The sequence below is a fragment of the Trichocoleus desertorum AS-A10 genome, assembly GCF_039962155.1.
Taxonomy (GTDB): domain Bacteria; phylum Cyanobacteriota; class Cyanobacteriia; order FACHB-46; family FACHB-46; genus Trichocoleus.
The window spans coordinates 136,262-149,661 of the sequence record NZ_JAMPKN010000002.1 but is presented as its reverse complement, the minus strand read 5'-3'; the positions used below and the strand labels follow the sequence as shown (position 1 = coordinate 149,661).

Below are 13,400 nucleotides of genomic sequence, written 5' to 3'. Positions count from 1 at the left end.
GTGGCATCAGCAATTTTAGATTCAAAACTCGATGGTATGATTGCGGAGAAATCACTGAATGAAAGGGCAACTTAGTATGGCGCAAGCACCTGTTTCTCCGGTGGTGCTAGTCATCTTAGACGGTTGGGGATACCGGGAAGAAACTGATGGCAATGCCATTGCCGCTGCCAAAACACCCGTGATGAACAGCTTGTGGGCTGCTTACCCCAGAACTTTGATTCGTACGTCTGGGAAAGATGTCGGCCTGCCGGAAGGCCAAATGGGCAACTCCGAGGTTGGTCATCTCAATATTGGTGCGGGTCGAATTGTCCCTCAGGAGTTGGTGCGGATCTCAGATGCGGTTGAAGATGGCACTCTACTCAGCAACCCAGCTTTATTGAAGGCTTGCCAAGCCGTGAAGCAACGGGGCAGCAAGCTGCATCTGGTAGGGCTGTGCTCCGAAGGGGGAGTGCACTCTCATCTCAACCATCTGTTTGGCTTGTTAGACCTAGCCAAGGAGCAAGGCATCGCTGATGTCTGTATCCATGCTATTACTGATGGTCGCGATACACAGCCGATGGATGGGAAAGGGGCAATTCAAAGTCTCCAGGCCTACATCCAGCGTACGGGTACGGGTCGCATTGTTACGATCAGCGGTCGCTACTACAGCATGGATCGCGATCATCGTTGGGATCGAGTCCAGCGCGTTTATGACGTGATGACGAATGATGGTCCTGGAGACGGGCGTTCGGCACTAGAAGTGCTACTAGCTGCTTACGCAGAAGGCACAACGGACGAGTTTTTATTGCCCACTCGGATTGCGCCAGGGGCGATCGCGCCGGGAGATGGAGTGATCTTCTTCAACTTCCGTCCTGATCGGGCACGTCAACTCACCCAAGCTTTTGTTGATCCCAACTTCAAAGGATTCGAGCGGGAGCAAATTCAACCGCTCACCTTTGCTACCTTTACTCAATACGACTCAAGTCTGCAAGTGCTCGTAGCGTTTGAGCCGCAGAACCTTAGCAATATCTTGGGCGAAGTGATTGCTAGTCATGGCTTGCATCAGTTCCGCACTGCTGAAACTGAAAAGTATGCTCACGTCACCTACTTCTTCAATGGGGGCATTGAGGAGCCATTTACTGGCGAAGACCGAGAATTGGTGCCCAGCCCAATGGTGCCAACTTATGATCGCGCCCCCGCCATGTCTGCTGAAGAAGTCACTAATGTAGCGATCGCCGCGATTGAAAAGCGGATTTATTCGCTAGTAGTGATCAATTATGCTAACCCTGACATGGTGGGTCACACAGGCCAGATTGAAGCGACAGTCCAGGCGTTGCAAACGGTGGACCGATGTTTGGGCCGTTTGCTAGAGAGTATCGGCCAAGCGGGAGGCACCGCGCTGATTACGGCTGACCACGGCAACGCTGAGTATATGCGAGATGAGCAGGGCAGCGCTTGGACCGCTCACACAACAAATCCAGTTCCCTTTATTGTGGTAGAAGGGGAAGGACTGAAAATTCCAGGTCATGGGACAGAAGTTTCCCTGCGATCGGATGGTCGCTTAGCGGACATTGCCCCAACCATTTTGGATATTTTGAAGCTGCCACAGCCACCCGAAATGACAGGTCGTTCAATGATTCAGCCAGCCACGATTGATGTGCGAGCGAACCGAACTCCTGTGCGAGTGTCCTTATAGAATTTCTGTTTCGTTAAACTTATTGCAATTGAGCTGGCTGCGATGACACTAACTTACATCATTCAGGCAATCTGGGCCTTGTCGGCGCTTGGTCTTATTATTTTGGTTCTCCTCCATAGCCCTAAAGGGGATGGGTTGGGAGGTATTGGTGGACAAGCCCAACTTTTTACCAGTACTAAAAGTGCTGAAACTACCTTGAACCGGGTTACCTGGACCTTAGTCGTGGTCTTTATGGCTTTAACGGTCGGTCTCAGTGCAGGATGGTTTAATCGGTAGCATAATTTGAGAGTACATTGAGCGTTATGTATGGGTTGCAAAAGCGATTGGTTCTACTGTTACGCAGAGGCCGATCGCTTTTTTTGCAGAGGAGCTCTGCGCATTCGGGCGATCGCCAACTAAAGCAATTTAGCCAAGGCTTCTGGTTGGCCTTAGGAACCGTTGTGCTTATCGTACTTAGTGCTTCCTGGCTTGGTCCCATTGCCGCCTTTGAGTCAGCTCAGCCACCACTAGTGCAGATAATTCCGTCTGGGCCTCTGCTAGCTCAATCAACAACTCCGTCTCCTCAGCCGCTGCCGCCGCTACAGGTGCATTCCTTACCAAGCACATTGGCGAGTTGGCGCGATCGCTCCAACCAGGGTGACTATTTTGACCAAATTCAGCGGCTACCCATCGGCGCTTTAATTTGGTCTCAGTTTCCGATCAAGGTTTACGTTGAGTCGCCAGTAACTACCACATCAACTGGGGCAACCGCAAAACCAGAATCTCCAGCTCAATCCTGGACGCGGGCAGTGACCCAAGCAGTCACGGAATGGCAGACCTATCTACCGTTGCAGCTAATCGATCGCCCAGAGCAAGCTGATATTACTATTTGGCGATCGCCACCTCCTTTAACCAAAGGGGGGCCGAAACCGAGCGATCGCAATTACCGAGTCCGCTCCGCCGAAACCCGCTACGAACTTTATGCCCAGCAAACTGGTACCACTTCACCTGTGCTGTCTCATCGTTGCAAGATTTGGTTGCGTCCGAGCCAAACAGCCCAATATATTCAGGCAGCAGCCCGTCACGAACTAGGCCATGCTTTGGGGTTGTGGGGACATAGCCCGTTGCAAACCGATGCCCTTTATTTTTCGCAGGTGCGTCAGCCAGCAGCTATTTCTCCTAGAGATATCAGCACCTTGAAGCGAGTTTACCAGCAGCCCACCCGGCTAGGTTGGCGTCTACCTGCTGCCGCAGCACCCCTTAGCTGAGCGCCAATCCCTCTAATATGCTGACTAAACTCGGCTACCAACTTGGACCCGCCCTCGTTGTAATACCTGGGCGTAAAGCTCTTCTATTTGCGTGATATTGCCATTGAGGGTGTAGCGTTCTAGCACGCGTTGGCGAGCTTTTTGGCCTAGCAAAGCCGCCAGTTCCGGTAAGTTACGGAACATGGGCAAAATGTGGCGTAATTGTCCATGCACGCCTTGAGGCTTCAAAATGACACCCGCATCCCCACTCACTCCATTTCCCGCTAAAACCTCCCCGTCTGCCCCAGCATCAGTAGCGATACAAGCAACGCCACAGGCCATTGCCTCTAGCAGGGACAGCGACAACCCTTCTACAAAAGAAGGCAAAATAAATACATCTGAACCGCGCAAAATCTCGATGCGGCGTTGCTCATCGGCTTCAAACCCCAACCATATGATGCCTGCATCTGGACCGTAGAATGGTTCTAGTGAGGGTCTCAGAGGTCCGTCTCCCACAATGACTAGCTTGCACTCAGGCCCCATATTCGCCTGCTTCCAGCCGCGCAATAAAGACTCGACGTTCTTCTCTAGAGCAATGCGGCCTTGATAAACGTAAATTTGCTGGGCCTTTAGCTCTGCTTTCAGACGGGAAGGACCGGGGGAGTATTTTTGAACGTCAACTCCATTCGGAATCACTGCCACTCTGTCGGGAGAAACGCCCAAGCGCACCAACAAATCTCGTTGAATATCAGAGAAGACAATGACGCTATCGTAGTTAGCTAGGAAAGGCGCGTAGAGCTGGTAGGTCAAGTGCTGAGTACTGGAAGTTAGTCTACGCCTGCGATCGAACGCAGGATGAAAGGTAGCCACCAACGGCAAATCTAGCTCAGCACAAATCTCTGGCAGCAAAAAATCGAGAGGCGATAGCGTTAAGGAAGCATGGACTAGGTCAGGCTTGAGTTCCCGGAGCGCCTGCGCCAGAACTTTGCTGGATTTGAGGGTGGGAATGGTGTAAACCTGAGACTTATAAAGAAAGGGAATAGAGACTTCCTGATAGTCTGACCAAGCTGCTGGAGTGTCTTCTTCCTGTGCAAAGTGCAGAAAGCTAACCTGGTATCCCCGATCTAGCAGATTATTGGTAACTTCCCGACTATAAGTAACGTTGCCGCAGAAGGGCGATTTTTTTCCAAGCCAAGCAATGTGCATTCAGATGAGTGTCAACCTATGATTTGTCAGTGTTGGCTAACGGATTTGATCCTGTACGGGAAATATACCAGGTCAGGAGCCCTCCTGCGATCGCCAACAGTGCCAAGCTGACAAATACAGCCCGCAGACCCAAGAATGTCTCTGCCACCCCCGCTAAGGCAAGCGGTAAAGTCAAGGCAATATTAATAGCATTATTTTGCAAGCCAAAAATCTTGCCACGCATTTCTTCAGGCGTTTCTTCTTGAATCGTGGTTTGCATCGGCACCCCTACAATGGCCGCAAAACCACCTAGTGAGGTAAGTAGTACCAAGACTGGCCAAAGCTGATGGGTAAATAGAGCTAAGCCGAGCAGGGAAGCTGCCATGCCAATCGAGCCAATCAAACTCAACTGATTGTGAGAGAAGCGTTGCCCAAATTGCCCTAAAATTGTGGCTCCACCCGCCATGCCGACACCGCCAGCAGCGAGTAGGAAACCAAACTGAGAAGATTTAATCCCTGGAATCACTTCTGCTAAACGGACGGCCAACACGGCTAGAGCTGCAAAGATTGAGAATAGAATGACCAGTTGAATGAGAGCGCTGCGGACACGGGTTTGCTGCCTTAAGTAATCCAGTCCCTCACGCACGTCTTGCCAAATGTGGGGGGGTGCTTGCTCTGGGACAGTAATTTTTTCACCTGTTCGCAGCATCAGCAAAATGATCCCGGCGATCGCATAGCCGCCACCGACGACAAGTTCTTTGCCAATATTTAGGCCCCCGCTAATTTGAGCCGTAAGATGATCCGCGATCGCCAACAGCGGCTCTCCCACAGCAAAGCCAATAATCACAGAGGCCATCATGGTGGTGGTATAGAGGGAATTGGCGGATAACAAATGTCGCCGCTCCACCATCAAGGGAATCACTGACTGCTCAGCCGGAGCAAAAAACTGGGTCAAGGTGGAAACGAGAAAGGTGACCCCTAATAAAATGCCAAAACCGATAGGAAAGCCTCCAAGGGGTGCCCAACCTTGAGAAATCCATAGGAGCGGGGGCAACGTTAAGACCAATCCTCCCCGAAGCAAATTGGTGATTACCAGCACAGGCTTCTTAGGCCAGCGATCGACTAAGGCTCCGGCAACAGACCCAAACAAGACGGCTGGGATGGTAAAGGCAATCATGATCGAAGACACCCAACCACTGATGGTTTGATCTTCAGCTTGAAAGCGGCTAGCAATCAGCGCAATCATCAGGACTAAGTAGACTTTGTCAGCTAATTGCGAAAAAACCTGGCCACTCCACAACGCTAGAAAACTACGATTTTTGAGCACTGGTAAAAATCCCTGCTCAAAATCCTCTGATAGCTCGGTAGAAGATTCAACGCTGGGACAAGTGCCATTGCCAGTTGAGCCATTACTAGTGGGCAAGGAGCTGACCCCTGGAAGAGGCGCTAATCCTGCGAGCGTACTAGGCCCCTCAAGACCGCCAGCAGATGTGTTTGGTTCAACGCCTTGGTCAAGTTCAACATCTTTGCACTGCTCTGTCTTGGTGATTTCTGCCAGCTCCTCTTGAGAGAGGCGATTGTGAGCTGAATGGTATTTCGCGGGACCCATTTCCGGATCGGCATCGCGATCGCCATTTTGCTGAGAATGATAGCGGTTACTAGCTTCCATTTCAGAATGGGCCATCCCAGAATTGGCATGGCTGAGGGATGGCAAAGCCAGCAGTTGCAAATCAGAATCCGACAATCGCATCATAATTGAGGCAGTTAGGGAGCAGTTGGCACAGACAGGAAACAGGTATCAATCAAGGCAGCGGAACGAATCGGGCGATCGAAATGATACTGAGCGCACTGGCGTAAAATCCGCTCAACCTTCAGCCAGGCAGCTTGATAAGCCGAGGTGTTAAAGGCATTTTGCTCTAACTCTAGAGAGAATGCATCTAACTGAAGGAGTTCAGGTTGAGCCAGGTGTTGCAGGAGAGATAGTTCAACTGCGTTGAGTTGGAGACTGGGAACGGAAGATTTTTGCTGATGATTGACAACGTGGTAGTTGGCAGGGGCAGCAGCGATCGCCTGACCTGTAGATGGAGCCATCGCAGTCACAGTAGACGAGTGGCGATCGCGCAGGATTGGTTTTGAGGTGTTGCCCTGAGTGCCTTTGGCAGTCTGAAATCCAGCGTTTTTAGTGCGAGACGGTACTCTAGCACCTTCGCCTAAATGCTCTAGTTCTGCCAAATCAATTGCGCCACCCGCAGCCATGTTGAAGCCAATCCGCCAGTTATCGTCATTTAGGTCTGGAGTGAGAGGACGTTGAGTCACGCAGCAGGTTTGTACCTGGGGTGCGACCCCTGCCAAAGCGAGTAAGTGAAAGACCGCTTGAGCTAGATGGGCCAATACACCAAACGATGCTAAACCGTTGCCTGCACTGCTACTGGATAAACTTTCTAAGCGACAAAGGTGTTCGTTGAATAGGCAAAATAACTCTTCTTGAGGTTGATCGCTCAACGCCTGACAGAGGACCAGTTCTGCTAAGTACTGGCTGGCAGTTAACTTAGCTAGGTCTTGGCTTAAACCTGGATAGGATTCCAAGGTTTCTGCTTGTGTAATTTTATCGAGCGATCGCCCCTTTGAAATCAGTAATTCATTCACGACAAACAAGCCGCTACGCCCCCCCAGTTTGGAGTGGTGCTTGCGTGCCCCAGGTGCCACAACCCGAATCAACCCATGTTCCCGCGTCAAGACAGTGAGCAAGCGATCGGACTCGCCGAGAGGAGCACCCTTGAGATTAATTCCAGTGGCTTTATAAGTTCGACTCATACAGAAGTCAAGGCAAGGGTTACAAGCAAGAGAGCGGCAACAAAAAGTCAGGGTCGCTAACCATCAGCTTCCTGCCCCTTACCTCCTACTCCCTCTAGGGTATCGCGCTGACGCAGGAGATCGATGCTGCGAGACGTACCTAAGCGAGTTGCCCCTGCCACAATTAAATCCAAAGCTTGCTGGGCGGTGCGGATACCACCCGATGCCTTAATTCCCACTCGGTCGCGAGTTAGTTCCTTTAATTGGCGGACATCCTCAACAGTTGCTCCCCCATGCCATCCCGTACTGGTCTTGAGAAAGGCTACTCCAGCATCCATACAAATCTCAGTTGCCGTCTGCTTTTCGGGAGGCGTGAGGAGGGTGGTTTCTAAGATGGCTTTAATTGTTTGGTCGGTCGCTTCACGGATGGCGGCAATTTCTTGAAACAGTTCGTTGGTTTTGCCAGTTTTGAGCCAACCTAAATTCAGCACCACATCTAATTCAGTGGCTCCGTTATCTACAGCCTCTTGAGCTTCGTAAAGCTTGACGGCAGAGGTGGTAGCACCTGTAGGAAAACCAATCACTGTGCAAACTCTTGGTCGCTTGTTGTGCAAGAGATGGGTGGCTTGGCGCACAAAGATGGGGTAAACGCAAACTGCTGCAAAATTAAAGCGTATTGCCTCATCACACCACTGCTCGACCTGTTCTGGTGTAGCGATTGGACTGAGCAGGGTATGGTCAATAAACGGCGCAAGGTCAATATCTATCTCAGATGCAGCCATTACTGGTTCTTCACTAGAAGCTTATCTTCCACTTGTATCAGAAAGTTAAGACATTCGCTCAGGTTTAACGCCTAATTGTAAAAAGTTTGGCGATCGCCCATAAGTACAATTGCAGGTTACGGCTTTTGATTAGTACTTTGTGGCCTGCGGCTTGGTTGAAAGGGGGTGACCTTGCCACCTAACGCTTCAACAATAGTCTGAGTATTAACCACCATCATTTTGATGTAGGAGTCGCCATCACTCCCCGCAGCACCAATAGAGTCTGAGTAAAGCGATCGCGGGGCGAGTTGTACGCCTGCCTCTTGAGCTACGGTTTTGATCAAAGCTGGATTAATCGTGGTTTCGGCAAAAATGGCTGGTACTTGAGCCGACTTCACTGATTCAACTAGGCGTTGCACAGTTTGGGCGCTAGGTTGTTCTTCGGTGCTAATGCCAATTAGGGTGCCAATAATGTCGAGATTGTAGGCGCGAGCATAGTACTGAAAGGCGTCATGAGTGGTGACTAAGCGCCGTTTTTCTGGGGGAATGGTTTGGATTTGTTGAGTAATCCATTGGTCCAGCTCTTCTAGCTGCGCGGTGAGCTGAGCGGCATTCTGGGTAAAGCGATCGCGATCGTCGGGTGAAAGTTCAATTAAGGCATCGCGAATGGCCGTGACCATCTGCATGACATTTTTGACATTGCCCCAAACGTGGGGATCGGGGACAGTTTCTCTCTGGCCTTTCTGAAGCTGCAACGGTGGCACAACTTCGCCTACGGCAACTTTTTGGGCCTGCCCCCCAGCGGCATTCATCAGCTTAATCAAACCTGGCTCCAGGTTGTAGCCGTTGTAAAAAATTAAATCTGCTTTTTCTAAGTCTCGGCTGTCTGCGGGCACTGGTTCATAAACATGTGGATCGGTTCCAGGTTCGAGGATGCCGATTAGTTGCACTTCATCTGCGGCAATCTGAGCGGTTAAGTCGGCCAGGATAGTGCTGGTAGAAACTACGCTGGGCTTAGCCGCCCCGTTGGCAGCCGATTGATTAGGGGCAGGCTGGGAACCGATATTGCAGCTACTCAACCAGACACTGAGCAAGAGGCCCGCGATCGCCTGTCCGTAACTATGAATCCTATAGCCGCTTTGGGGGTAACCGCTTTGGGGGCGATGTGGAGCAGTAATCATATGAGAAGTCAATATTTATTTTCATATTCCTTTCATTTTTTAAGTTACCCTATTTTCATATTCCTTTCATTTTTTGCTTAGGCTGAGTGGAGACGCTGCCATGAAGACTCAACCCCCGCCTTTTGATACAGGTTCAACCCAGTGTCCAGATGCACAAATAGTCTATATGAATGGCAGTCACAAGATTTCGGTGCGCCAGTTGGCGGTGCAGTACCGAGCGGTACAGGCTCTCAGAGATATTAATTTCGTAATTCACCCTGGGCGGGTAGTTGGGATTATTGGCCCGAATGGTGCGGGTAAAAGTACGCTGCTACAAGCCATGTTGGGCTTGGTGCCAGCCAATCACGGTACGGTTTTACTCGGTGAGCAGCCGCTAGCCGAGCAACTAGCGCGAGTAGCTTATGTGCCGCAGCGATCGCAGATTGACTGGACTTACCCTGCCACCGTTTGGGATGTAGTAATGCTGGGGCGAGTGCGTAAGACAGGGTGGTTTCGTCGCTTTTCTACCACCAGTCGGCATTTAGCCGCAGCCGCTTTGGATCGTGTAGGCATGAGTGCTTATCGGCATCGTCCCATTGGGCAATTGTCGGGAGGACAGCAGCAGCGGGTATTTCTGGCGCGATCGCTCGCCCAGGAAGCGGATATTTATTGCTTCGATGAACCCTTCGTTGGTATTGATCAAAAAACCCAGGATGTGATTTTCCAGATTTTTCATGAGCTGGCCGCCGCAGGCAAAGTGGTGGTGGTGATTAATCACGATTTGGGCGAGTCGATTACGCACTTTGATGACTTGATTTTGCTCAACACAGAATTAATTGCGAGTGGTCCGCGCGAACAAGTGCTCAGCACTGAAAACCTCTATCGCGCCTACGGTGGCAAAGTGGTATTTCATGCGGGAGAAGCGGCCTAATGTTGCAGGCACTGCTAGAGCCGTTGCAGTACGAGTTTATGCAGCGATCGCTGGTGATTGCGGTCTTGGTGGGGCTGATTTGTGCGGTCGTGGGCAGTTACTTGATGGTGCAGCGCTTAGCTTTACTAGGAGACGCGATTAGCCATTCAGTACTGCCCGGTTTAGCGATCGCGTTCATGGTAGGAGCCAATATTTTTGTCGGGGCATTCATTGCGGGCGTGCTCAGCACAATGGCGATCGCCTGGATTCGGGCGCGATCGCCCATTAAGGAAGATGCCGCGATGGGGATTGTGTTCTCAGCTTTTTTTGCCCTTGGCGTGACGCTGATTACGCTGATTCAAAAAGACAACAAGATTGACCTGAATCACTTTCTGTTTGGCAATATTTTGGGTGTGACGCAGCAGGAAGTCTTAGATACAGCCTTGATCTCGGCTTTTGTCTTGCTGGTAGTTGTCCTGCTTTATAAAGAATTACTCTTTTACACATTCGACCCTTTAGGGGCACAAGCCGCAGGCTTACCCGTGAACCTGTTGAACTTCGGCTTGATGGTGCTGATTGCCCTGACGATCGTAGCCAGTATGAAAACCGTCGGCGTCATTTTAGTGCTGGCGCTCTTAATTACCCCAGGCGCTACGGCTTACTTGCTGGTGCAGCGGCTACACAACGTCATGTGGTTAGGGGCAGGCATTGGCGTTGTGGCGAGTGTCAGCGGCATGTATCTCAGTTATTTCTACAACGTGCCTTCTGGCCCTGCCATTGTTTTGGTGGTGTCGGGGCTATTTTTGTTAGCGCTTTTGTTTAGCCCGACGCAAGGAGTTTTTACATATCCCGCAGCTCAACGAGGCGAACCATTGTTATGGCGGGAGTTGAAGGGGCTATTGCGCGGCTCGGGTTAGCTATCTGTGACTAAGTCGCGATCGCCTAACAAAATGTTTTATAAATTGTTAAGTTATCTTACTAAAGTGATTGCGATCGCCCCTTGTGCATCTTGTGCGTCTTGGCTTCAATCACCGGCAACCCAAAAAGTATAAAAACGAGAAAGGAGGAAAGATAGTAGTTTCATCCTTCCTCCTAGGTTCTGGTCTGGAACTGGTTGGCTAGAAGCTGGTTATAGCTTCGCAGAATCGAGTTTTTCTGTCACAGCCTGATTACTATGGGCGGTCTTGCCATTTTTGCCATTCGTGGAGATCTGGCCGTTCGTATTGCGAGGCTGAAGCACACCGTAGCCCCCGTGATTTCGTTCGTAAACCACGTTGATTTCACCCGTCTCAGCATTCCGGAACATATAGAAGTCGTGATCGACCAGCTCTAGCTGCTCCAAAGCTTCATGGATGGTCATCGGCGGCATGGCGAAATACTTGGTCCGAACTACATCTTCAGGTAGCTCTGGGGTGCGATCGCCAATCAAAGTCTCCACTGGCAGTTGATCGACCACTACACCTGTACGAATTTGCGTGTGGTTTTTGTCTTGCCGCTTCTCTTTGAACTTGCGGAGTTGGCGAGCAATTTTGTCGGCAACTAAGTCAATGCTCGCATAGAGGTTCTCACTGCTCTCTTCGGCGCGAATGACTGTACCGTTGGCGTAAATCGTAACTTCTGCGGTTTGCTTAGTGGGGTTTATCCGGGGGTTGCGGGCCACAGACAGATGCACGTCAACTTCGGTCATTAGATTCTGAAAGTGGTTAACCGCCTTTTCAATCTTCTGATGCACATACTCATGAATCGCATCGGTGATTTCGATATTTTTGCCCTGGATAACAAGCTTCATAGAGCTTCCTCCCCTTGGAATTTGGGTGTTAGTCTCACCCTAGCACTTTGTATTCTGGAGAACAGGGGCCTTTAAAATCTTTTGCATCTGTTGATAATTCTTGATTTCGCCGCTTTACACAAACTCTAAAATTGCGTTAAATTTCGCTTGCTTTTGCTAATGGAATTAAGTACATCCCCATCCAGCGTCTCCGTACCAAGCTTGCGTTACCAAGATTGCTGGCTTTACACACCCGGTTTGGTGCCCTATGAGGTGGCTTGGGCTTGGCAGCGATCGCTAGTCGCCCAACGGCGTGAAGATCCAGAACTCAGCGATGTGTTGCTCCTGTTACAACATCCCCCCGTTTATACCCTTGGCCAAGGTGCCAGCTTAGATTTTCTTAAGTTCGATCCCGCTCAAACTGACTTGCAGTTGTGCCGAGTGGAGCGGGGGGGAGAAGTCACTTATCACTGTCCAGGACAGGTCGTGGGTTATCCCATTTTGAACCTGAACCGCTATCGCAAAGACCTGCATTGGTATTTACGGCAGCTAGAAGAAGTATTGATTCAAGTGTTGGCAGCATATGGATTGCCGGGAGAGCGCTACCCAGGTTTAACAGGGGTTTGGGTAGAAGGATGCAAGGTAGCAGCGATCGGGATTAAAGTCAGCCGTTGGATTACGATGCATGGCTTCGCGCTCAACGTTTGCCCAGATCTAACAGGGTTTCAAAATATCGTGCCTTGTGGCATTGCGGGTAAGCCTGTGGGCAGCTTGGCTGAGTTTGTGCCTGACGTAAATCTGGAGCAGGTGCAACAACAAGTGGCGATCGCCTTTGCTCAGGTGTTTGGGGTCAAGCTAGTGCAATCTGTGACCCATGACCTCACCCCTTGGGATTTGGCAACAGGTGAAGCTCTAGACTAGGCTAAAGAACGCAATTTGATTGAATAAAGCAGTTAGAAGCCATTGTTTCCCGATCTAAACCCCTTTCTTTACCGTTCCGCTAGCGATCGCCCTGATGCTACTCATCGCTTTGATGGTTGGTCTTTAGAAGACCGCGATCCTCAAGCCATCCAAGCCTGGATGCCAATTTGGGGTTGGCTGTATCACCATTATTTTCGAGTGCAGACAGATGGTTGGCACCACCTGTCCCAGCAAGGCCCGATGCTGATTGTCGGCTCCCACAACGGCGGGTTGGCTGCTCCTGACATGTTTATGTTTTTGTATGACTGGGTGCAGCGCTTTGGCCCAGAGCGTTTAGCTTATGGCTTGATGCATCCGAGTGTTTGGCAGGCACCTGTTCCTTTAGTCGCGCCCGCTGCGGCTCAGATTGGGGCCGTGATTGCCCATCCACAAATGGCGATCGCTGCCTTCCGTCGCAACGCAGCAGTATTGGTTTATCCCGGAGGTCCAGAAGATGTGTTTCGGCCTCACAATCAGCGGCACAAAATAGAATTTGCAGGACGACGAGGCTTTATCAAGTTAGCGTTGCGGGAAGGTGTGCCGATTGTCCCCGTGATCTCGGAGGGAGCCCACGATACCTTCTTCGTCCTAGGAGATTTTTATGAGCAAGCGCGGCAATTACACGAGTGGGGCATGCCTTGGTTACTAGGGATCGACCCGGTGGTGTTTCCCCTGTACTTGGGATTGCCTTGGGGACTCGGCATTGGGCCTGTACCAAATATTCCGCTTCCGGTACAAATTCATACTCGTGTTTGTACTCCGATTGTCTTCGAGCGCTCTGGTCGAGCGGCTGCTAGCGATCGCGCTTACGTAGAAGTCTGCTATCAGCAAGTCTGCGCTCAAATGCAGGCTGAGCTAGACCGATTGGTGGCAGAAGTGGCAGCAGCTAAGCGATCGCCCCAGCGGTAGCTCTACCTTAGACAGAGTTCGCAGCCCTCGGTTCTCTATTAAGCTTTAGTCTT

At 50.8% G+C, this 13,400-nt stretch carries 13 protein-coding genes; 7 read left to right on the top strand and 6 right to left on the bottom strand.

What is annotated here, in order from left to right:
- Positions 1-58 precede the first annotated feature (58 nt).
- The 3 genes from gpmI to NDA01_RS04475 all read left to right on the top strand — a co-directional run bounded on the left by gpmI (position 59) and on the right by NDA01_RS04475 (position 2,922).
- Complete coding sequence (gene gpmI / locus NDA01_RS04485; RefSeq protein WP_431193316.1) at positions 59-1,675, top strand: 2,3-bisphosphoglycerate-independent phosphoglycerate mutase; 1,617 nt, start codon at positions 59-61, stop codon at positions 1,673-1,675.
- 42 nt (positions 1,676-1,717) lie between these two features.
- Entirely contained in the window at positions 1,718-1,951 is a 234-nt protein-coding gene (gene secG, locus NDA01_RS04480; protein ID WP_190431516.1) for a preprotein translocase subunit SecG, read from the top strand.
- Between the two features lie 83 nt (positions 1,952-2,034).
- The gene (locus NDA01_RS04475) at positions 2,035-2,922 is read left to right on the top strand and encodes a peptidase (RefSeq protein WP_348227034.1); all 888 of its coding nucleotides are present in this window, start codon (positions 2,035-2,037) and stop codon (positions 2,920-2,922) included.
- Between the two features lie 24 nt (positions 2,923-2,946).
- Here NDA01_RS04475 and NDA01_RS04470 read toward each other — a convergent pair whose 3' ends face one another.
- From NDA01_RS04470 to NDA01_RS04450, 5 genes are all read right to left on the bottom strand, one after another.
- Positions 2,947-4,107, bottom strand: a complete 1,161-nt coding sequence (locus NDA01_RS04470) for a glycosyltransferase family 4 protein (RefSeq protein WP_190431518.1) — start codon at positions 4,105-4,107, stop codon at positions 2,947-2,949.
- A gap of 16 nt (positions 4,108-4,123) precedes the next feature.
- A complete protein-coding gene (locus tag NDA01_RS04465; protein ID WP_348227033.1) occupies positions 4,124-5,839 on the bottom strand; it encodes an MFS transporter in 1,716 nt (571 codons plus the stop codon).
- Positions 5,840-5,850: 11 nt separating this feature from the next.
- Complete coding sequence (gene recO, locus NDA01_RS04460; protein ID WP_348227032.1) at positions 5,851-6,900, bottom strand: DNA repair protein RecO; 1,050 nt, start codon at positions 6,898-6,900, stop codon at positions 5,851-5,853.
- A gap of 56 nt (positions 6,901-6,956) precedes the next feature.
- Positions 6,957-7,661, bottom strand: a complete 705-nt coding sequence (gene deoC, locus NDA01_RS04455; RefSeq protein ID WP_348227031.1) for a deoxyribose-phosphate aldolase — start codon at positions 7,659-7,661, stop codon at positions 6,957-6,959.
- A 116-nt stretch (positions 7,662-7,777) separates the two neighbouring features.
- Positions 7,778-8,821 carry a metal ABC transporter substrate-binding protein gene (locus NDA01_RS04450; RefSeq protein WP_348227030.1) on the bottom strand — a complete coding sequence of 348 codons (1,044 nt, stop codon included), beginning with the start codon at positions 8,819-8,821 and terminating at the stop codon, positions 7,778-7,780.
- A 100-nt stretch (positions 8,822-8,921) separates the two neighbouring features.
- Here NDA01_RS04450 and NDA01_RS04445 point away from each other — a divergent pair, with 100 nt between their 5' ends.
- Together NDA01_RS04445 and NDA01_RS04440 are read left to right on the top strand one after the other, a co-directional pair.
- Positions 8,922-9,731: a metal ABC transporter ATP-binding protein gene (locus NDA01_RS04445; RefSeq protein ID WP_431193315.1), complete on the top strand. Its 810-nt coding sequence runs from the start codon at positions 8,922-8,924 to the stop codon at positions 9,729-9,731.
- On the top strand, positions 9,731-10,627 hold the full coding sequence (locus NDA01_RS04440; RefSeq protein WP_348227029.1) for a metal ABC transporter permease: 897 nt from the start codon (positions 9,731-9,733) through the stop codon (positions 10,625-10,627). Before NDA01_RS04445 ends, NDA01_RS04440 begins: the two co-directional genes overlap by 1 nt.
- 212 nt (positions 10,628-10,839) lie before the next feature.
- Here the strand turns inward: NDA01_RS04440 and hpf are convergent, their stop codons facing one another.
- Positions 10,840-11,499: a ribosome hibernation-promoting factor, HPF/YfiA family gene (gene hpf / locus NDA01_RS04435; RefSeq protein ID WP_348227028.1), complete on the bottom strand. Its 660-nt coding sequence runs from the start codon at positions 11,497-11,499 to the stop codon at positions 10,840-10,842.
- 159 nt (positions 11,500-11,658) lie between these two features.
- On the opposite strand from hpf, the gene lipB reads away from it, so the two are divergent.
- Both lipB and NDA01_RS04425 read left to right on the top strand, forming a co-directional pair.
- A complete protein-coding gene (lipB, locus tag NDA01_RS04430) occupies positions 11,659-12,399 on the top strand; it encodes a lipoyl(octanoyl) transferase LipB (RefSeq protein ID WP_348227027.1) in 741 nt (246 codons plus the stop codon).
- Between the two features lie 42 nt (positions 12,400-12,441).
- On the top strand, positions 12,442-13,347 hold the full coding sequence (locus tag NDA01_RS04425; RefSeq protein WP_348227026.1) for a lysophospholipid acyltransferase family protein: 906 nt from the start codon (positions 12,442-12,444) through the stop codon (positions 13,345-13,347).
- Positions 13,348-13,400: the final 53 nt, after the last annotated feature.

Excerpts from the sequence above, each read along its gene's own strand:
- gpmI (WP_431193316.1), top strand. The coding sequence starts at position 59 with ATGAAAGGGCAACTTAGTATGGCGCAAGCACCTGTTTCTCCGGTGGTG.
- secG (WP_190431516.1), top strand. The coding sequence starts at position 1,718 with ATGACACTAACTTACATCATTCAGGCAATCTGGGCCTTGTCGGCGCTT.
- NDA01_RS04470 (WP_190431518.1), bottom strand. The coding sequence starts at position 4,107 with ATGCACATTGCTTGGCTTGGAAAAAAATCGCCCTTCTGCGGCAACGTT.
- NDA01_RS04465 (WP_348227033.1), bottom strand. The coding sequence starts at position 5,839 with ATGATGCGATTGTCGGATTCTGATTTGCAACTGCTGGCTTTGCCATCC.
- recO (WP_348227032.1), bottom strand. The coding sequence starts at position 6,900 with ATGAGTCGAACTTATAAAGCCACTGGAATTAATCTCAAGGGTGCTCCT.
- deoC (WP_348227031.1), bottom strand. The coding sequence starts at position 7,661 with ATGGCTGCATCTGAGATAGATATTGACCTTGCGCCGTTTATTGACCAT.
- NDA01_RS04450 (WP_348227030.1), bottom strand. The coding sequence starts at position 8,821 with ATGATTACTGCTCCACATCGCCCCCAAAGCGGTTACCCCCAAAGCGGC.
- NDA01_RS04445 (WP_431193315.1), top strand. The coding sequence starts at position 8,922 with ATGAAGACTCAACCCCCGCCTTTTGATACAGGTTCAACCCAGTGTCCA.
- NDA01_RS04440 (WP_348227029.1), top strand. The coding sequence starts at position 9,731 with ATGTTGCAGGCACTGCTAGAGCCGTTGCAGTACGAGTTTATGCAGCGA.
- hpf (WP_348227028.1), bottom strand. The coding sequence starts at position 11,499 with ATGAAGCTTGTTATCCAGGGCAAAAATATCGAAATCACCGATGCGATT.
- lipB (WP_348227027.1), top strand. The coding sequence starts at position 11,659 with ATGGAATTAAGTACATCCCCATCCAGCGTCTCCGTACCAAGCTTGCGT.